This is a genomic window from Clostridium culturomicium (assembly GCF_000821305.1).
Taxonomy (GTDB): domain Bacteria; phylum Bacillota; class Clostridia; order Clostridiales; family Clostridiaceae; genus Clostridium_J; species Clostridium_J culturomicium.
The window spans coordinates 326,109-346,379 of the sequence record NZ_CCXK01000014.1 but is presented as its reverse complement, the minus strand read 5'-3'; the positions used below and the strand labels follow the sequence as shown (position 1 = coordinate 346,379).

18 protein-coding genes are annotated in these 20,271 nt (G+C 32.1%); 17 read left to right on the top strand and 1 reads right to left on the bottom strand.

The window, feature by feature from the left end; genetic code table 11:
* The first annotated feature begins 30 nt into the window (after window positions 1-30).
* The 12 genes from BN1075_RS05560 to BN1075_RS21480 all read left to right on the top strand — a co-directional run bounded on the left by BN1075_RS05560 (window position 31) and on the right by BN1075_RS21480 (window position 15,246).
* Window positions 31-3,231, top strand: a complete 3,201-nt coding sequence (locus BN1075_RS05560) for a hypothetical protein (protein WP_040192085.1) — start codon at window positions 31-33, stop codon at window positions 3,229-3,231.
* On the top strand, window positions 3,232-5,211 hold the full coding sequence (locus tag BN1075_RS05555; protein ID WP_040192084.1) for a DUF859 family phage minor structural protein: 1,980 nt from the start codon (window positions 3,232-3,234) through the stop codon (window positions 5,209-5,211).
* Window positions 5,211-5,543, top strand: a complete 333-nt coding sequence (locus BN1075_RS05550; protein ID WP_040192083.1) for a hypothetical protein — start codon at window positions 5,211-5,213, stop codon at window positions 5,541-5,543. The genes BN1075_RS05555 and BN1075_RS05550 overlap by 1 nt, the downstream gene beginning before the upstream one ends.
* A 43-nt stretch (window positions 5,544-5,586) precedes the next feature.
* Window positions 5,587-5,871, top strand: coding sequence for a hypothetical protein (locus BN1075_RS05545; protein ID WP_040192082.1), 285 nt, complete (start codon window positions 5,587-5,589; stop codon window positions 5,869-5,871).
* Between the two features lies 1 nt (window position 5,872).
* Window positions 5,873-6,121, top strand: a complete 249-nt coding sequence (locus tag BN1075_RS05540; RefSeq protein ID WP_052406407.1) for a phage holin — start codon at window positions 5,873-5,875, stop codon at window positions 6,119-6,121.
* Between the two features lie 47 nt (window positions 6,122-6,168).
* Window positions 6,169-7,374, top strand: coding sequence for an N-acetylmuramoyl-L-alanine amidase (locus tag BN1075_RS05535; protein ID WP_040192081.1), 1,206 nt, complete (start codon window positions 6,169-6,171; stop codon window positions 7,372-7,374).
* A gap of 1,939 nt (window positions 7,375-9,313) precedes the next feature.
* Window positions 9,314-9,958 (top strand): YczE/YyaS/YitT family protein, encoded by a 645-nt coding sequence (locus BN1075_RS05530; protein ID WP_042386970.1) that lies wholly within the window; start codon window positions 9,314-9,316, stop codon window positions 9,956-9,958.
* A 133-nt stretch (window positions 9,959-10,091) separates the two neighbouring features.
* Window positions 10,092-10,847, top strand: a complete 756-nt coding sequence (locus BN1075_RS05525) for a copper homeostasis protein CutC (RefSeq protein ID WP_040192080.1) — start codon at window positions 10,092-10,094, stop codon at window positions 10,845-10,847.
* A 138-nt stretch (window positions 10,848-10,985) separates the two neighbouring features.
* Window positions 10,986-12,335, top strand: a complete 1,350-nt coding sequence (locus BN1075_RS05520) for an APC family permease (protein WP_040192079.1) — start codon at window positions 10,986-10,988, stop codon at window positions 12,333-12,335.
* 323 nt (window positions 12,336-12,658) lie between these two features.
* A complete protein-coding gene (locus BN1075_RS05515; protein ID WP_040192078.1) occupies window positions 12,659-14,020 on the top strand; it encodes a uracil-xanthine permease family protein in 1,362 nt (453 codons plus the stop codon).
* Between the two features lie 187 nt (window positions 14,021-14,207).
* Complete coding sequence (gene pfkB, locus BN1075_RS05510; RefSeq protein ID WP_040192076.1) at window positions 14,208-15,107, top strand: 1-phosphofructokinase; 900 nt, start codon at window positions 14,208-14,210, stop codon at window positions 15,105-15,107.
* Window positions 15,094-15,246 (top strand): hypothetical protein, encoded by a 153-nt coding sequence (locus BN1075_RS21480; RefSeq protein WP_156132762.1) that lies wholly within the window; start codon window positions 15,094-15,096, stop codon window positions 15,244-15,246. The genes pfkB and BN1075_RS21480 overlap by 14 nt, the downstream gene beginning before the upstream one ends.
* 20 nt (window positions 15,247-15,266) lie before the next feature.
* Here the strand turns inward: BN1075_RS21480 and pdxR are convergent, their stop codons facing one another.
* Window positions 15,267-16,637: a MocR-like pyridoxine biosynthesis transcription factor PdxR gene (gene pdxR / locus BN1075_RS05505; RefSeq protein WP_040192075.1), complete on the bottom strand. Its 1,371-nt coding sequence runs from the start codon at window positions 16,635-16,637 to the stop codon at window positions 15,267-15,269.
* 345 nt (window positions 16,638-16,982) lie between these two features.
* Between pdxR and BN1075_RS05500 the strand changes: the two genes are divergently transcribed.
* The 5 genes from BN1075_RS05500 (at window position 16,983) to BN1075_RS05480 (ending at window position 20,207) form a co-directional block, all read left to right on the top strand.
* On the top strand, window positions 16,983-17,888 hold the full coding sequence (locus tag BN1075_RS05500; RefSeq protein ID WP_407637965.1) for a YitT family protein: 906 nt from the start codon (window positions 16,983-16,985) through the stop codon (window positions 17,886-17,888).
* 27 nt (window positions 17,889-17,915) lie between these two features.
* Entirely contained in the window at window positions 17,916-18,509 is a 594-nt protein-coding gene (locus BN1075_RS05495) for a hypothetical protein (protein WP_040192074.1), read from the top strand.
* A gap of 131 nt (window positions 18,510-18,640) precedes the next feature.
* Window positions 18,641-19,177, top strand: coding sequence for a hypothetical protein (locus tag BN1075_RS05490; RefSeq protein WP_040192073.1), 537 nt, complete (start codon window positions 18,641-18,643; stop codon window positions 19,175-19,177).
* 146 nt (window positions 19,178-19,323) lie between these two features.
* Window positions 19,324-19,914 (top strand): ferritin-like domain-containing protein, encoded by a 591-nt coding sequence (locus BN1075_RS05485; protein WP_052406405.1) that lies wholly within the window; start codon window positions 19,324-19,326, stop codon window positions 19,912-19,914.
* 116 nt (window positions 19,915-20,030) lie between these two features.
* On the top strand, window positions 20,031-20,207 hold the full coding sequence (locus BN1075_RS05480) for a (2Fe-2S)-binding protein (protein WP_040192072.1): 177 nt from the start codon (window positions 20,031-20,033) through the stop codon (window positions 20,205-20,207).
* Window positions 20,208-20,271 lie beyond the last annotated feature (64 nt).

Here is a 20,271-nt window from a genome sequence, read left to right as displayed (position 1 = left end):
AATCTCTACGATGGAGGAAGGAGGTTATGTATGCAGGCAACAAGTGCAGAATATAAGCTAGAGATAAAGAAGCCTTCTAGGAGTTTTGAATGTAAAATCACTATAGGCAATAATGTTTATTTTAACGAGGATATTGTTGATATTATATTGGAGACTGTACAGCCTAATGAGGGATATAGCATAGGTAATACAACAAGCCAAAGTCTTGAATTAACACTTATAAACAAGGGAGATACCATTTATTCGGCTAGTCAAATTAAACTTGAAATAGGACTACGTGTAGGTTCTACCATTGAATATATACTCATGGGATACTATAACATAGATGAGGTTGAAAAGACTGATTATACCACTAAAATAACAGCTTTTGATAATATGATAAAATTTGAAACTCCATACTTTAGTAGTTTAGGAGAGATAGCTACATTACAGCAGATAGTTAATGAATTATCTACTATAACAGGGGTACAATTTACAGGAAGCCTTCCAGCTTATACAGTTAAAAAGTTGGAAGGCTTTACTTGTAGAGAAGTACTTGGATACGTGGCTTCATTATGTGGAGGTAATGCTCATATTACAAGAGATGGTAAATTTACAATAATAGTACCTAAAGAAGTTAACTACTCTATAACTGGAGATAATTACTTCGATTATAAGAGAGAGGAAGTTAAATATAAGATAGGTAAGATTAGTTGTAAGGCTGAGGATAAGGAATTTACCAAAGGTACATTAGGAACAGACTCCATGGAGCTGCAGTTTGAAAATCCATGGGTAACTGAGGCTATATTAACTGATATCTACAATAAATTAAATGGATTTTCTTATTTAGGATATAGCATGAAGTGGCAAGGTGATTTATCACTGGATGCAGGGGATATTGTATCAGTTACAGATATAAAGGGCGTATTGAGGAAGGTTCCAATTTTAAGTCAGAAGTTTACCTATACTGGTGGATTGACTTGTGAAATTGGAGCCAAGGGAGAAAGTAAGAATAAAAACTCTTTTAATTCCTCAGGTAGCGGAACTAATAAATTAGATAGGGTAGTAACAGAATTATTACTTGTTAAAGAAGCATTGATTGATAAGGCTAATATTCAAGAGCTTGAAGCAGTACAAATAAGGACACAAACATTAGAAGCTAAAACAGCCACCATAGAAAAAGCAATTATTGATGTTGCACATATTTCAGACTTAACTGCAATAAATGCTAAGATTGAAAATTTAGTTGCAGAAGATGTAAAGATTAATAAGGCACTAATAGATAAAGCAACAATAGGTGATTTAAATGCTTTAAATGCTAAGATTGTTACAATGGAAGTAAGTATTGGTAAGATTGGTACGTTGGAAGCTAATCTTGCTACTATACAGACTTTAGTTAACGGTAATTTAACCTCTGATAATATTCAATCTCTAGTTCTTACTGCTAGTAAGGTAACTGTAGAAAATGGTTTTATTAAAAATGCTATGATTGAATCTCTAGATGTAGCAAAAGTTAATGCTGGAGATATTAGTACAAATAAATTCAGGATAGTATCTGATAGTGGAAGAATGGTTATGGCTGATAATACTATACAGATATCTGATGCTACAAGGGTTAGAGTACAGATAGGTAAAGATGCATTAAATGACTATAACATGTATGTATGGGATAGTTCGGGAAAGCTTATGTTTGATGCAACTGGATTGAAGGCTGAGGGTATTAAATCGAAGATAATTCGTGATGATATGATTAGTGATACAGCTAATATTAATTCATCTAAGTTAAATATGATCAGTATAATAACTAGTATTAACAATGGGACTACAACAATAAATTCATCTAAAATTTTAATTGATGGTACAACTCAAACCCTTAATATAGCATTTACTAGTTTAAACAGTAAAGTTGATGGAGTTAAATCAACTACAGATAGCAATACTACTGCTATTAATGCTCAACAAGGGAAGATTGATGCTTTAATAGCTAATACAACTATTATTAAAGACGGAGTTACTACTCAACTTAAAGATGCTTATAATGCTACAGTATTAAAGGTAGATAGTATTCAGTCAACTATAGGAATACACACTACTCAAATAAGCGATGTAACTGGCAAGGTTACAGGAGTAGAAGCAAAAGTAAATGATGTTAAAAGGGATTTAGACGGTACTGTATCAATAGTTAGTGGACATACTACTCAGATTAATGGTTTATCATCTACAGTAAATACTCAAGGTGCAAGCATTAGTCAGTTACAAAATCAAATTAAATTAAAAGTAGAATCTAGTGAGGTAACTAGTATAGCTCAAAATGTGGTTAATGGAGTGGCATTAAGCTCTAGGAATATAGTATTAAATAGTACACTTAATATAGTGGATAATACAAGTTACAATACTACTATAATAAATCTAAGCAAATCGTTAGAAGCAAACAAAAGGTACACTATGGTCATACGTGGTAAGGTTACAGGAACTCAGAAGCTAGGACTTTGGGCTAATGGTGGGTCTAACTGCGTAGGGTACACTACACTCACAACTACCCTAAGCACAGTGGTGTTCAAGTTTATAACCCCTACTACTATAAACTCATCGTGGACTAGCAAGCTTTCATTTTACAATTATCCTAGTACAGGTGTAGCAGCTAATCCTGCATCTATAGAATGGGTCACGTTGTACGAAGGAGATGTTAAGCCATCGCTAGATTGGATACCGGCACCAGAGGACACTGACTCAGCAATAGATGGTGTATATGATAACATTTCTAAAGTTGAATCAAAGATTACTCAGAAATATGAAGCCGCAATAAAGATAGCTGAAGGTAATATAACTAATAGCATATCAGAAATGTATACTACTAAGAATGAATTTGGAGAGTTTGTTTCAGGTGAGTTCAGTAATATTAAACAAGATGTGAATAGTGTAAGGACTGAAATAGGTTCAGTAGAAACTAGAGTTGAAGAGGTAAATGGTGATTTGGTAAACTATCAAACTTTGGTCGCAACATATATGCAATTTACTGAAATAGGCCTTGAAATAGGTAAATCAAATAGTAAATTTAGGGCCTTATTAGATAATGAAAAACTTGCATTTACTCAAGATAACACTATCGTTTCTTATATAAGTAACAATAAAATGTATATAACTGATGCAGAAATTTTGGGTAGATTAACAGTAGGTCAGGCTCCATTAGGATTTTGGGATTGGTCGCAAAGGTCAAATGGAAATTTTGGATTACAATGGAGGGCACAATAGATGGCAAGTAGTGGATTATTAAGTACAAGCAATCAATACGTCAAATATTGGATAGAGGTTATTGTAAACAGTCAAAATATAGCTAATAATACATCTAATATTACAGTAAAAGTATGGGCTAAAAGAACAAATACAGGATACACAACATGGGGAAATGGATCAGTTACTTTAAAAGTAGATGGAGCTTACTATAATAGTGGAACTAAGGAAATAAGCATATCCAACAATAGTGTATTGCTTCATTCATGGACAGGAAATACAGGACATGCTGCAGATGGTACTAAGACATTAACTGTATATGCGGCAATTAATATACCATCAATACTTTCGTCTAGTGAACAAGCCTATAGTGAAAATTTAACAACTATACCCAGAACAAGCACCTTTACAGTTAACAAAACAGTTTGTGAGTTGGGTACTCCATTTACTGTAAGCATAAGTAGAGCATCTAGTAGTTTTACACATTCAGTGTCATATGTAATTGGGGGTTCAGAAAGAAGATATCTTCAAGAATGGAATAGTACATCGACAACTTGTAGTGCTACACCGCCGATAACAGATGCGGTTTATTCGAAATCTAGTACATCAATGGGGATAACTGTAATTGTAGATACTTATTTAGGCTCTAGATTTATAGGTAGCACATCTAAGACAATAACTTTAACTATACCTAGTAGTGTAGTACCAACAATATCTAGTGTAACGGCTACATTAGTAGATGGAACATGGGGTAAATATATTAAGGGAAAATCAAAAGTTAAATTAACTGCTAATGGTGTTGGTGGCGTCTATGGATCTTCAGTAACATCGGTGAAGTTTGAAGGGGGAGGCTATTCAAATACAGATACAGCATCACCATGGGAGTATACAACAGGATTACTGAATACTGCTGGTAATAATGTTTTTATCGCAACAGTGACAGATAGTAGAGGAAGAACCAACAGGACTTCAGTAACAGTTTTAGTTACAGATTATTACGCTCCTAGCTTTGTAGATGCTTGGTGTGTAAGATGTTTGAGTGATGGAACTACTGACTTAAACGGGACTTATATTAAGGTATTGATAAATCTTAATTATGATACTGTTGGAGGAAGTAATACACGTGTAGTCAAATACAGGTATAGGCCTGTTGGAGGTACATGGTCAAGTTATATAAGTGTAACTAACAATGTTGTAACAGCTGCTAGAGCTGGATTTAGTACAGATGTTACTTATGAGGTTGAGCTTTATGGAGCAGATTATTTTACTAGTATAACTCCTAAAATAGTAATATTGCAGACAGCTGTATTTCCAGTAGATTTTTTAGTTGGGAATAAAGGGGTTGCTTTCGGGAAGGCTGCTGAACTTGATGATATTGCTGATTTTGCTTATAATGCTTTATTTAGAAAGAATATTGAGGTGCAATCAGGTAACAAAGTAGATGCCTCAGCATTTAATCTTAACGGCTATAAAAACTGGGATTCTGGCGGATTTAATGACACTGGTGGAGGGGCTGCTATTGTTAACGACAACGGTACGTATAAGGCACTCATGATACTAGGAAACCGTAGCGCTGGGGGGAGTCGTAAAATAGAAATGTGGGACAGTGTTAATATCAATGGGGCACTTAGCGTATATACAAACCCAATTGTGTCTTATAAAAAAGAGACATCAAGTACCCACATTAAGCAGTCAATACGTTTCTATGATGGTACAGCTATAGAACATTGCACAACCTACATATCACAAATGACGCTTAATACCCAGGCTGGTGCAATATGGCACTCACCTACATACACATTAGGCGCATGGCTAAGGGCTTTTGTAGACTACCCAGCAATATCAATGACTGTATCTAATACAGCAAACTTTTGGTATACAGGTAATAAAGGGGAGTCACCTACACACTCTGGCTCAATGGTATTCTTTGGTGCAGGCGGCGGTACATGGAACTTGAACTTTTATATACATTGTATAGGAATAGGAAGGTGGAAAGTATAATGGCGTTAATAAAAGAAAAAGACACTACTTTTGGTGTCAAAGCGTCTTACTGGAAAATAGGACTTATGGTCGTTAACACTATGGAGAAAGAAGTAAGTTTTACGCTGAAATTACTCGTTAATAAAGCAGCTACTTCTCCAATTGACGAGTACGTAGTGGCTGACTTAATGGGCTTAGAGGATAAGACATTGTATAACAAATACTTTGCGGAGGACAAAGGAAAAACATATAAAGACTGGCAGACAGCTTGCTATATGTACGCTAAGGAGAATGTAGAATTTTTCAAAGACGCGGTAGATGATCCAGACGAAATAGAGCTTTTAAGGGATTAGCAGAGCTAGTCTTTTTTTATTAGTTAAATGAGGAAGGTGAAGTATGGAAAATATAAGTTTTGCTATATTATGCTCTTTAATAGGATGCATAGGAACAATAATGACTATGTCTAGGAATAAGCAGAAAGATACGAAGGATGAAGTTGAAGGAATAACTAAAATAAATCAAGAGATTAAATATGTTTCAAAAGGAGTTGATGATATTAAATATAATGTAAGAGACATAACTAAAAATTTAAATGATATGAATGAAAGGCTTATAAGAGTAGAAGAAAGTTGTAAATCAGCTCACAAACGAATTGATGGGATAGAAAAGGAGAATGTGTAGTATGTCAAAGGTATTAAAATCAATTTTTACAAGGTTAAATAATAAAGGAACTGTTATTTCGTTAGCAGCTTTAGTTGTATCGCTATTATGTCAATTTGGATTAAATATTGACTCTGAAAATGTGCTAGGAATTATAAATACGATATGTAGTATTTTAATTTTATTAGGTGTACTTAATGATCCAACAGAAAATACATCAGCGTATATACCAGGAGTAAGTGATAAGTTAATTAATAAGGAGCAGGATTAATTTCTGCTCTTTTTATTTTAAATTTAATTTTTAGGAGGAATGTATTTATGTATAAGAATTTAAAAATTTTGATTATTGATGTTGGTCATGGTGGAACAGATCCTGGAGCAGTAGGAAATGGAATTGTAGAAAAAGTAGCCAATCTTAATACTGCATTAGCATTAAAAGCAGCTGCTGAAGCAATGGGAATCAAGGTATTTATAAATAGAACTGCAGATGTAACTATGAGTCTTGAAGTTAGAGTTAAATTTGCTAATGACATTGCAAGACAATATCCAGGAGCAAAAATACTATTTGTTTCAATTCATCATAATGCTGGTGGTGGAGATAGGGCAGAAGCTATACACTCAATTTACAGAGGAGAAGGGCAAAGAGCTGCTAATTTAATAGCTAATGAATTGCATTCACATTTAGGACAGCAGAAGAAAGTATATGAGAAACGAGGTAGTGATAATAAAGATTATTATTATGTTATAAGAAATACAAGCATGGATGCAGTTATTGTGGAGGTTGCTTTCTTGGATAATATCAATGATGTCCAGATATGTGATTCAGTTGAGGAGCAACAAAGAAATGGACAAGTAATTGCTTGTGCTATAGGAAAATTCTTTGGAGTTATAAGTAGCTGCAATGATAATGGAGAAGTTATTAAACCAAATCCAACACATACACCATCACCAAGTAATGAGCTATACAGAGTAAGAAAATTATGGGGTGATGCAGCAAGTCAAAAGGGAGCATATTCCATTAAAGAAAATGCCATAGCTGAATGTAAAAAACATAGTGGATATAATGTATATGATAGTAATGGGAATTGTGTATATTCAAATGGTGGATCTCAAACATCACAACCAGAGTCTAAACCAGTTCCACCACAAACAAGAAAACTAGATGTTTTTTATAAGGTATTTACAGCAGAAGATGGCTGGTTACCAGAGGTTAAAAATCTTACAGACTATGCTGGAGTTTTTGGACATGCAATAAGAGGATTAATGATTAGGTTATCTTCAGGAAATGTGGATTACAAGGTATCAACTCTAAGTAGTAATGGATATTATCCAACTGTTAGAAACCACGAGGATTATGCTGGAGACTTGAAAAATAACGTGGATAAAGTTCAGATACTTAACAATAAGCTTAAATATAGAGTTAGACTTATTAATGGAAGATGGCTTCCTTGGGTAATTGGCAATTCAGATTTTGCTGGGTTAGAAGGTTACAGTATAGATGCAATTGAAATAGATAGTATATAATTTTAAGGCTAGTGGGTTAATTCCTACTAGCCTTATTTTTATGCGCAAATATGAGCCTGGGAGGGATGATCCAGGCTCATAATATAAATAAATGAAGAGTAGAATAGATAACACATAGTAGGGATTACATATCACGTTTTTGTTTTATGGGAAAGAAACGATTTACGTGATATTAATAATTTTGGAAAATATAAAAAGGGGAAATTTTATATTTTATGTTATCTAAATTCTATAAATAACTCTTCAAATATAAATATTAATTCAAAGAAATTTAAGGCTTATTAGAATATACATATGAATGCTAGATATATAATTGATATGAAAAAGAAAAAGCATATAAATGTATATAAAATAAACAACATAAATTTCACATTCCATAGATTAAAAATTATAATTATTTAGATTAAAATATAAACTCTATTAAGAAACAAAATAAGAAAATAAATATAATAATTATGGTATTGAATATTTTAAGATTATACATGCTATGAAACTCCCATAAAAGTGATATTGTTACTTTTTATGTAATTTTAAATTTATTTTAATCATAATTCAACAATATTTTTAAAAAGTAAGAAAGTTTTAATAATTATTAATATAATATTAAGATAAAGGCTCAATTTGGGACAAATAAGAAAGAATCAGGCAAAAGTCAAAGCTCCTTGAAAATGAATATAATTTATAAAAAAATGAGCCCAGGAAGGGTTGCCCAGGCTCATAAATATATAATTTGAAGAATATTTTATAGAAGAGATAACATATGGAAGTTTTTAATGTAATATGTAGTAGGACTTTAAATTCCATAAATACTCTTCAAATATAAACATTAAGATGTCATGTATTTTAAATTATTTTAAACCAAAACTCAACATTATTTGTTAAGAAAAATAATGTTTTTAATATTTTTGATTTAATGCTGGCTTAAAAATAAAAGCTCATTTTTTTAAAATAAAAAAGAGCCAGGCACAAAGCCAAAGCTCTTTTAAGGAGTTAAAACATAGGATTTTAAGATATGATTAATACCTAAAGTATCTTACAAACTTAAAGTATAAACATTTTAACTTAATTTATTCATTTTCAATATAAAAAGACAGTACCATAGATACTGCCTTAAGTGAATTAAAGCTAACTTTAATCCACACTAATATGAAAGAGATTATTAAACAGATGTCTTACAGATATATAATATACTATTTTATAAATAATATTCTAAATAATAAAAAAAGCTAGTAGAAATAATAAATTCTTACTAGCTTTTTATGATGGATTTTATAGTAATGGGTTTTTGGATATTGTTTATATTTAGAGTATAGACAGTTTTGGGTTAGTTATGCAGGGATTTTGAGTGTGAATATTTTAAAAAAGTTAGCCTAGGAGTTCCTAGGCTATTTAAATATGGTGGCAATGTCGTCAATTTGCCACCGGTACACACAATATGATATAACTTGTATAAACAAGAATTCTTTTAAAAACACAATAAGTTACTATAAGAAGTAATTATATTTAACATATTACATCATTAATAAACAAGCTTAACCACAATATAACTTTATAAAATATAAAAAATAAACATTTATCATATTATCTTAAGAATAAATATGATTAACATAGATGTAATATTTATATAATACAAGGGCATCATGTTGAGTGTGTTGCAAAGATAGTAAGAGCGAATATTTAAATGTATTAAAGTTTGAAATAAGACTTACTCAATTAGATTAATGGGTGGGTCTTATTCATTTTAATATATTCAATTAGTGTAGAGAAGGTGATGAAGTCCTAGTGCATCACCTTTTTGCCATTGAGGTATAATTGTTTTTTTATGTAATTTAGGTTATTATATAGTAGTCGGTGCTCGATTAATTTTATGACTTATATTGTTATTGGGGAGAAGGGTAAAAGACTGATATTAATATTTGTTCAAGTGGGGAGTGATTATATGAATATATATAAAATTAGAAGGTTTACAATTTATATTAGTGGGCTTTTAATAGTGGCATTAGGGATAGCTTTATCAATAAGATCACAGTTAGGGGTATCGCCAGTTACGTCAATACCTTGTGTTTTAAATTTAACTACAGGAATAAGTGTTGGATCAATAACTTTTGGACTATATCTTTTGTTCATTATAGCTCAAATAATTATTTTGAAGAAAGAATTTAGAAAAAGAGATTGGCTACAAATTATATTTTCATCTGTATTTGGAATTTTTACAGATATATTTTTGTATTTAACTTTATTTATTAACTTTGACAGCATTATATTAAAATTACTCCTTTGTTTATCCAGCTGTATGGTAATTGCATTTGGTGTATTTTTAGTTGTGACTACAGATGTGATAATGAATGCACCAGATGCACTTTGTAATGTCATTTCAAAAAAATACAATAAAAAATTCGGAAATGTGAAGATTAGGTTTGATTTAACCTTAGTTTCAATAGCAGTATTAATTTCCTTTCTTTATCTGGGAGGACTTGAACAAATCGGAATTGGAACTATAGCTGCTGCACTCCTAATTGGAAGGTTTGTGAATATGTTTATGGGGAAATATAAGGATAAGGTTGAATCTTTTTATACAGTTTAAGCAGTATTTTGAAAAATAAGTGCAGGCAAAGATAATTCCACTAATTAAGGTGAAAATTAATGTTGAGATATGAAAGGGTGTCGCACTTTGAGACATCCTTTTTTATATAGAATTTAGGAAAGAAGGGGTAGTTATGGAGAAATATATTTTAGAATGCTGTGTGGACTCTGTTGAATCTGCAATTGAAGCAGAAAAGGGTGGAGCTAACAGGCTTGAGCTTTGTGCTAATTTAATTATAGGAGGAACTTCACCAAGCTTAGCTTTATTTAAAAAGGTTAAAGAGAAAATAAATATAAAGATAAATGTATTATTACGTCCACGTTTTGGAGATTTTTTGTATTCAGATTATGAGTTTGAAATTTTAAAGGAAGAGGTAAAGCAATTTAAAGAAGCAGGTGCAGATGGAGTGGTTATCGGATGTTTAAGGAGTGACGGAACCATTGATAGCTCTAAAATGGAGGAGCTTATTGCTTTAGCAGAAGGAATGCACATAACAATGCACAGAGCCTTTGATATGACAGAGAATCCTTATGAAGCATTAAGAGAGGCTAAAAGGTTAGGGGTAAATACTATACTTACTTCAGGGCAGAGAAATACAGCCTTAGAGGGAAAAGAGCTAATTAAAGCTTTAATTGAAGAAGCTGGGGACGACCTAGAAATTCTAGTCGGAAGTGGTGTAAATGCTGAGGTTATAAAAGAGTTTATATATGAAAGCAATGCGTGGGCATTTCACATGTCGGGAAAAGAAACTTTAATTAGTAAAATGGATTATAAAAATAGTAAGGTTTCCATGGGACTTCCAATGATGAGTGAATATGAAATCTGGAAGACTGATTATAAAAAGGTACAAGCTGCTAAAGCAGTTATTGATAAGGTAATAAATATGTAAATATTTTACTAGAAGTGTGAATTTTCTGAAAAGGTTTAATGGAAAAAAGGTTAATAAAATTACTTTCAATGCCTGTACACACATGATATAATCTTGAATTAAATAATGCTTCAATAATTGCGTACAGGAGAGATGTATATGGAAAAAGGTCTGGAAAAGAAATATGGACTTATCACGGCTGTTGCTATGGTAATCGGAATTGTTATAGGTAGCGGTGTATTTTTTAAGGCTGAAAAAGTTCTAACGGCTACTGGAGGAGATCTTCCTACCGGTATTTTAGCTTGGGTTATCGGTGGACTTATTATGATAGTTTGTGCTTATGTATTTTCAACTATGGCTACAAGGTATGAGAAGGTTAATGGTATCGTTGATTATGCTGAAATGGCATTAGGTTCAAAATATGGATATGTGATTGGTTGGTTTATGACTACAATTTATTATCCAAGCTTAACAGGTGTACTAGCTTGGGTTGCGGCAAGATATACTTGTGTATTAATTGGATGGGATATTGCTGGACCACAAGCTATGGTTATAGCAGGATTATTTTTAGTTGCTAGTTATGCGATTAATGCCTTATCACCAAAACTTGCTGGGAAATTTCAAGTATCTACTACAGTTATAAAGCTAATCCCATTAGTGTTAATGGCGGTAGTAGGAACAATTGCAGGTATTAGTAATGGAGTTTTAATAGAAAACTTTACTAGTGGAGCAATAGTTGAGGTTACAGGAAATCCTTTATTTACAGCAGTTGTTGCAACTGCGTTTGCTTATGAGGGATGGATTATTGCTACAAGTATTAATGCAGAGCTTAAAAATGCGAAAAAGAATTTGCCTTTGGCATTAACTTTTGGAACAACATTTATAGTTATTATTTATATTCTTTATTATATAGGTTTAGCTGGAACTGTGGAAAATAGTGTTATGATGGCTGGCGGAGAAACAGGAGCAAAGCTTGCATTTTCAAAGGTATTCTCTAGCGCAGGTGGATCGATATTATTTGTATTTGTTGTTATATCCTGCCTTGGAACCCTTAATGGGTTAATGCTTGGATGTACAAGAGGTATGTATTCACTAGCAGCTCGTAACATGGGTCCAAACTCAAGAATATTTAAATCTATAGATCAAACTACAGGTATGCCAACAAATTCTGCTATAGTAGGTTTATTATTAAGCAGTATATGGCTAGTTTATTTCTATGGTGCAAACTTAACAACACCTTGGTTCGGAGTATTTAGCTTCGATAGTTCAGAGCTTCCAATAGTAACAATTTATGCTCTTTACATTCCTATCTTCGTTATGATGATGAAAAAAGAAAAGGAACTTGGTGTGTTTAAACGCTTTGTAGCCCCATCACTTGCAGTTTGTGCATGTATATTTATGATAATAGCAGCATGCTATGCGCATGGAATGGCTGTAGTATATTATCTAATAGTATTTGCTGTTATAATGGCTATAGGCTGGATATTAATGAATCCAAAATCAAAATAGAAATTTATAAAGATCTCATTTTGCTTTAAGGTAAAGTGAGATCTTTTTATTTATTACATGATATTGATTGATATTAATTATAAAAAAAGAGTGTAGTTTAATTAGAATAATTTTGCATATTATTAACACATTCTATCATACATATTTAAACATACACATAATGTTTTATCATACATATTTAGAACTTTCATCTTAGATACTATTAATGATTTCATTTAAATGGACACCCGTAGAATTACTTATAGAGCCTTAAGTAAGTTTATTGAGAGGTAATATTTTATTACTCTTAAAATTATTAATTTTTAATTAAAGGGGGACAAGAAATGAGTTGTAAAAAGGAAAACATGTATCGACTGGAAGGAAGAGTACCATTAGTGGATGCAATACCACTTGGTATGCAGCATATTCTAGCTATGTATGCAGGAAATTTAGCACCATTGCTAGTTATTACAGGTGTATTAAGTATGGATATGGCAACAAAGATCACCTTGCTGCAAAATGCAATGTTTGTATCAGGAGTTGTAACTTTAATTCAATTATATCCAATATGGAAGGTTGGTTCAGGCTTACCCGTAGTTATGGGAACAAGTTCTGGATTCATTCCAGTAAGTATTGGAGTAGGAACTCAATTTGGATATGGGGCAGTTATGGGAGCTTCATTATTAGGAGGAATAATGGAATTTTGTCTTGGTTTCATAATAAAACCTTTGAGAAAAATTCTACCTCATTGTGTTACTGGTACAGTTGTTTTAATTCTTGGAATATCTCTTATCGGAGTAGGAATTCAATTTGTTGGTGGAGGTGTTGGAATGCAAAGCGATCCTAGCTTTGGTTCTATCGCTAACGTATCTATTGCATTACTTGTATTTATAGTAATTGTATTTTTGAAGCAATGGGCAAAAGGGTTTTGGAGTATTTCAGCAATTTTAATAGGAATATTAGTAGGGTATATAGTTGCTATTGCAATGGGAATGGTTGATTTTTCAGGAGTAGTAAGTGCATCTTGGCTCTCCATACCTAAACCAATCTTTATGATAGAAGGGTTAGAATATACATTTAATATGGAGGCCATAATTCCATTTCTTTTAGTGTATTTAGCTACAACAGTAGAAACTATAGGAGATAATACAGGAATAGCTGTTGGAGGACTTGGAAGAGATATAACGGATAGAGAGCTTCAAGGAGCAGTTCATGCAGATGGATTTGGCAGTGCATTTGCAACTTTATTTGGAGTAATGCCAAACACATCTTTTAGTCAAAATGTTGGATTAATAGCAATGACTAAAGTTGTTAATCGCTTTGTTATTATGACAGGAGCAGCGTTCTTAATTCTTTGTGCATTTATACCAAAGCTAGGAGCAATAGTTGCATCAATACCAAACTGTGTTTTAGGTGGAGCTGTAATCTTAATGTTTGCTATGATTAGCATCAGTGGATTAAATCTACTATTGGAGGATGATGGAAAACTAACAGAGAGGACTGGATTAATAGTGGCAGCCTCTTGTGCAGTAGGCTTAGGTTTAAGTAATTGCCCAGAAGTAATGCAATACCTTCCAACTTGGTTCCAAAACATGTTTAGTCAAGCTATTGTAGGTGGTTTTGTGACTGCATTGATATTGAATTTAGTTTTACCTAAAGGAATTATGAGTAAATCAGTTAACAAAAATAAAAATCAATCAGTATAAGATTTTAAGGAGGTGGCTTAAGTTGCCTCCTTAATTATTGAAAGTAAAAATAACGTGCAATAGATTTGTAGTTAAGATGGAAGGAATAAGAGTATAAGTAGCGAAAAAATAAGATAATAAAAGAAGTTTTGCAAATATAGTTACAGAAAATAAAGAATTACATAAAGGCAGTGGAAGGTGTTTAGCTATGATTTATACAGTAACCTTTAATCCTTCAATAGATTATATAGTAAAGATTGATAATTTAAGACTTGGAACAGTAAATAGAACACAAAATGAAGAGATTTATCCAGGAGGGAAAGGAATTAATGTATCCATAATGTTAAAAAAGCTTGGAGTTGAAAACAAGGTATTAGGTTTTATAGGTGGTTTTACAGGTGATGAAATAGAAGCACGTTTAAAATCACAGGGCTGTTATAGTGAATTTATTAAAGTGGCAGATGGTTTATCTAGAATAAATGTGAAGATTAGTTCTAAAGAAGAAAGTGAAATTAATGGTCGAGGACCTAGAATAAAGGGCAGCGATGTCGAGAAGCTTTATAGTCAGTTAAAGGATTTAAAGTCAGGAGACATTTTAGTTTTAGCTGGAAGTATACCTAATACCCTGCCAGAGAATATATATGAAGATATCTGCGATTTTTTAAGTAATAATATAAATATTGTGGTAGATGCTACAAGAAATTTGTTAGTGAATGTATTAAAATATAAACCCTTTTTAATTAAACCTAATAAGTATGAATTAGAAGAAATATTTAATACAAAGCTTAATGATGAGGAAGAAATTATTGAAAAGGGGAAGGAACTGCAAAAGTGTGGGGCCAGAAATGTTCTAATATCTATGGCTGGAGAGGGTGCTATCTTAGTTTCAGAGAATGGAGAAATATTTAAAAGCAAATCACCAAAGGGAGTTGTAATAAATTCAGTAGGCGCCGGGGATTCAATGGTTGCAGGCTTTTTAGCAGGTTATCTTAAAAGGGGAAGTATGGAGGAAGCCTTTAAGATGGGAGTAGCGGCAGGCAGTGCTTCAGCATTTTCACATTGGATGGGTGACAAAGCTCAGGTATTAAGGCTATATGATGAAATCTAAAGAAGAGATTGAAGATGGTAAATGTATAATGGTGACTGCAGACGAAAATGTAGAAATGAATAGATTCAGGGGAAAAAGATTAATAAAGACAAAGGTTGAAGGGGTAAAGTATGGTGTATTAAATTTTATGATGAATTAAAATAACAGCCTGTTTGGCTGTTATTTTTTTAGACTATGTTTAAAGAGCATAATAGCTTTTTCAAAATCAGCTTCATTTACCCCGGAACAGGATAAAGAAATTTTAGGGGGTTCATTAGGAATATCTCTATAGGTATTGACGAGTATTCCTGCTCTTTCGGCTTTTTCAGCTATTTCTTTAGCTGTTAGATTAATATTAAACTCCACCTTAATTAAAAAGCCACCGGTACCAGGTATTGCTTTTGCTGTGTTTTTAAAGATTCTATTGATGGTGGAGCATAATTCCTGGCTTTTGGCCATGTATAATTTTCTTGATTTCTTTATTTGTCTTTCTAAATGACCATCCCGTATAAACTGACAGAGGGCAATTTGCTCGGTTTTGGAAGTTGTTTGGTTATATAAATGTCCAATGGCATTGTATTTATCCATTAACTCCATAGGTAACACCATAAAGCTTATTCTTAAGGAGGGAAGTAAAAGCTTTGAGAAGGTTCCCATATAGATTACCTTATGACCTCCATCTAAGCCCTGTAGAGCGGGAACAGGGCGTCCATAATATCTAAATTCGCTGTCATAATCGTCTTCAATTATTAAACAATCCTTCTTTTGAGCAAAGGAAAGTAACGCTAGCCTTTGTTGCATTGGCATTACATCGCCCCAAGGAGTAATATGAGATGGAGATGTGTATACTATTTTTACATTATTTTTTTCAAAATCAGAAAAATCTTCAGTCATATTTTTATAAGTTGTAGTGGTAAATCCTCTATCCTCAAAGATTGCTTGTCCTTTTTCAAAGGAGGAACCTGTGAAATAAACAGGTGAACGTGGTCCTGTCAGGGAGCAGATTATATGAAGAAGGCTCTGAATACCTGCTCCAATTACTATTTGGTCTGGATTACATACAACACCTCGCTGTTTTGCTATATAGGAGGCAATTGCTGACCTTAAATCTTCTTCCCCTTGAGGATCTCCATAGGATAAAAGACGTTCATTGTTTCTAAGGGCGCTTTTAATATAACGGCTCCATATATCAAAATTAAAGCTTTTTAAGTCTACAGCAGAGGTTGAGAAGTCATAAGTAATAGCCTTAGAGGTATGATTTAGGGTTGTGTTTTGTGGTTTTGACTGCTTTAGAGTAAAGTAGTTCAGATCATTTACATAGAAGCCGCTTCCAGGTCTTGAAGTTACATAACCTTCTGCTGCAAGCTGGAGATAAGCACTTTCCACGGTTGTTCTGCTTATCATTCTTTCAGCAGAACATCTTCTTATGGAGGGAAGTTTAGTTTCTGCCTTTAGAACCCCTGAGGATATTAAGTTTTTATAGTATTCATAGAGCTTAATATATAATGGCTCTTTAGCTTCACTTAGGGTTTTAGATTTTTCATTACTCATAATTTATAGATGCCTCCTTTAACTGTACACTTATAAAAATATGTTTTTGCAAATTTAAATAACGACAATTATATATATATTATACCGAAACAAAAGTCTGGATTCAAATCATGTTATAATTTGAGGTAGGTTAATGAAGTTTAGGCAATAATCTATTTAGAAATTTAATGTTAAGAGGCGATTTAAGTTAGTTAGATTAATGAGGAAAAGGGGGATTTTTCTCATTAATCAGTGTATAAGTAATGTAGTCAAGGATGGTTGTATAAATTAGGGATTTAAGGCACTAAAATAGGTTTGTTTAGTAAAAAGTTTTATGTTAATATCTTTATGATAAAAGGCAATCGAATGAAAAAGTCAAGCCATATGAGCGAGGTATTTATGAGCCAACAAATGATAACAAAGAATGAGAAAATCAAGAAGAATGTTAAGGACTATACCTTAATAACCATTAGCACATTGCTGGTTGTACTAGGCGTATATTTGTTTAAGTTTCCAAACAACTTTTCTTTTGGAGGGGTTACTGGACTTGCAGTTGTTGTTAGTAAAATAACGGCAATTTCTCCAAGTACAATTACAAATATAGTTAATGCAATACTAATTGTTGTTGGGTTTATCTTCTTGGGAAAAGAATTCGGAGTAAAAACTGTTTATGTAACTATTTTAACTACTGTGGGTCTTAGTGTTATGGAAAAATTATTTCCTATGACAGGACCATTAACAAACCAACCGTTTTTAGAATTAATATTTGCAGTGATTTTGCCGGCTGTTGGATCGGCTATATTATTTAATATAGGGGCATCTAGTGGTGGGACAGACATACTTGCCATGATTCTAAAAAAACATACAAGCTTTAATATTGGAACTGCGTTATTTGTAACAGATGTAATAGTTGTACTTTCTGCATTTTTCATATTTGATGTTCAGACAGGGTTATACTCAAGTCTAGGTCTTATGATGAAATCAGTATTTATTGATAGTGTAATAGAAAATATCAACTTATGTAAGTACTTTAACGTTATGTGTGACAATCCTGAACCGATTTGTGAATATATCACTAAGGAGCTTAATAGAAGTGCTACAATATGCAGAGCTGAAGGTGCTTATTCACATGACAATAAGGCAATCATATTTACAGCTTTAAAAAGAAGTCAGGCTGTACAGCTTAGAAATTATCTGAAAAAAGTTGAGCCAAATGCATTTATTCTTATTTCTAATACTAGTGAAATTATAGGTAATGGATTTGGACATTAAATATTGTGAGATTAGAGGGATGATGGTATGAGTGAAAAAAATGGGGAAGAATTCGAAGAAATACAGTTTAATGATTTAATCATAAATAGTGAAGGTAAGGCTGGAATTCCTTTTGATACGCTTAGAGATAAATTTGGATTCTCGATTATTGTTAAGGATTCTGTAGTGTATGTTAAGGATAATAAGTCCCCAGGTTCTGAAGTATCTTTAACCAAATCTCAAGAACTTGAAAGAGTCAGTGCTGCTGATAATTTTAAAGTGGATGTAGAGTTTCTAAAGAGAAATTATGGTTTTCAACAATACTACCAGGATTCAATTATTTATAGTTCTCAAAAAAGAGGAATAAAGTGTTATGACATCATCATAACAGAAGTTGGAGAATGGTGTAATATAACCTTTAAGGGAATGTATGAGGAGTATTGTGATCAGTATAGTACAACAAATGTAATTCCTAAATTAATCAAGTTTTATTTCCCTTTAAGCTGTAATGAAGTATTACAAGGCTTAATTGAGAGTGATAACATAAGAAGAGAATATGATGGCAGGGATACACTAATTAGAAGCTATGATGTTGATAGCAGGGAAATTATATTTTCCAGAATTGGTGAGAAATTAAGTTAATAATAAATAATCAAGATATATATGTGCAATTTGCAGGTGTATATCTTTTTTTATAAGTGAACTTTCACGGAGTGCATCTTTAGTTTGCTAAGTGGAACTTTACTTATGTTAAAATTAATATAAAAAATAAAATGGAGGAATCAAAAGTGTTATTTGAAATCATTGATGAAGTAGAATTTAGAAATAAAGTGGATATAAAGTTTGATAACATTTTAGAAGGTTTCAATAAATATTGTAATGGAACACTTCAGAGTAAGGCAGGCCTTAACAAGGAAGCTGTTGAAGAGAAGCTCCTTAGTTTCTTTGAAAAAGTATTAGAGTTAAATGGCGAAGAAAATTCATTTGTAGATTTTTATTATCAGAGATTAAGTGATGAAGATAAAAATAGGCTTAAGGAGTTTTTAACAGCAGAGGATGAAGAAGTGTTAAAGCTTGCAGAAGCAGAACTGAAGGGTAATGGAGTTTATTTTAGATTGTCAAAGGATATAATGCCATTCATTCTAAGATTATCTACAAGAGAAGTTTTATTTTCAACATTTTATTTTACTAAGGTACCTTGTACTATATGGGGGAATTATAATATGAAATTTCCATGTTTCTTTAAAAATCATGAAAATATGAAGCTTTATAAGGAAATAGTGGAAGCGGTGGAGTTAGAAATAGAATAGTGAAATAGGAAATTGATATTAAAGTTATGGAAAAGAGTTAACTAATATAGATATTCATATATCTCCTAAAAAATACTACCTAATATAATCATATTAAAAATTTAGAAGGCATATAGATTATTAGAAATAGTTCATGGAGGATATGTATGAATAATTATGATAATATTGAAGCTAAAGTTGATAAGTTTATAAGTGAATTACCATGTCAATCAGAGCTACCGATGCCGGAAGGTGAAGTTGCTGAAAAGAATTTAGATTATGCTAATATGCTTTTAGACGCATATGCTAGTGCAGCAGATAGTGAGATTCAAGCAATAACACAATACTTATATCAACACAAGACTATAGCTAATGAATCGATATCTAGCACTTTAATGTGTATTGCATTAATAGAAATGCGGCATTTAGATAAGTTGGGAGATTTAATTGCAGCATTAGGAGGAAAGCCTGCATTTTATAATTCTAATAGATATTATTGGGGAACAGAAAATATTGCCTACGGGGATAAGAATATGTTAAATTTAAAGCTTGATGAAAATGATGCAGAAAGCAGAGAGGTAATAAGGCAAAAGCTGTTACTTGATATAAAGGGAGAGGTAAATGCTATAAATGGATATAGATTTATCAAAAGTAATATTGATGATAAATATATAAAAAAGGTATTGGATAAAATAATAAGTGACGAGGAAGTTCACATTTCTTTATTTCAAGGCATGATTAAAAAATATCTTTTTTAGAAAAACATCAAAAGAAAAAAGATATTAACAGATAATTATTATTGATTAGTTGAGACTATGATGATATAATTTAGTTAATGAAAGAAGGAAATGCATAAGAAAAGGAGGAGAAACATATGGCTGGAAAAACTATATGCTATTGCTTAAATGTAAATGAAGATGAAATAAAACAAGCTATTTCAGAAGGAGCAAATTCTGTAGATGATATTAAGGAAGCTACAGGTGCTGGAACTGCATGTGGAGCATGTACAAAAAGAATTGAAAAGATTTTAATTGATAGTAAAGAGAGTTAAGATTAAAAATCATTAAATTATTTTGTTATAAATGTTGAGTAAAAAGAGTATCGTGTTATTTTAC